Genomic DNA, 422 nt, shown 5'->3' on the forward strand with positions numbered 1-422 from the left:
TCGCGCTCGGCATGGTGGTCGGGATGCTGCCCGGCGCCGCTTTCGTGCTCGGCACCGGCTTCCTCGGCGGCTACACCACGTTCAGCACCGCGATGATCGACACGGTCGCGCTGTGGCGAGACGGGGAGCGCCGGGCATCCGCCCTCTACGCCGGGGGAATGCTGCTGGCCGGCCTCGCCGCCGCGGCCCTCGGGCTCTCGCTCGGTCACGCGCTCTGACCGACCCTGATCGCGCGCTCCGGCCCGCTCTCAGCCGGTTCCAAGGGCCGATAATGTACAGATGTACATGAGGGGGTCGGGATGTCGGATGCTGTCACGCGCCGCAGGCGCGATCCGGAGACCCGCCGCCGCGAGATCGTCGCGGCTGCGGCCGAGCTGATCGTCGAGGTCGGCGTCGGCGCCCCCACCCACCGCATGATCGCC

Annotated in this window: 1 protein-coding gene; it reads left to right on the forward strand. The window is 72.0% G+C overall.

The genetic code is table 11. From position 1 onward, the window contains the following. A partial coding sequence (locus tag KI686_RS15760) for a FluC/FEX family fluoride channel (RefSeq protein ID WP_237590287.1) occupies positions 1-218 on the forward strand: 218 nt, incomplete at its 5' end. Positions 219-422 lie beyond the last annotated feature (204 nt).

The sequence above is a fragment of the Polaribacter sargassicola genome (assembly GCF_021991835.1).
Classification (GTDB): domain Bacteria; phylum Bacteroidota; class Bacteroidia; order Flavobacteriales; family Flavobacteriaceae; genus Polaribacter; species Polaribacter sargassicola.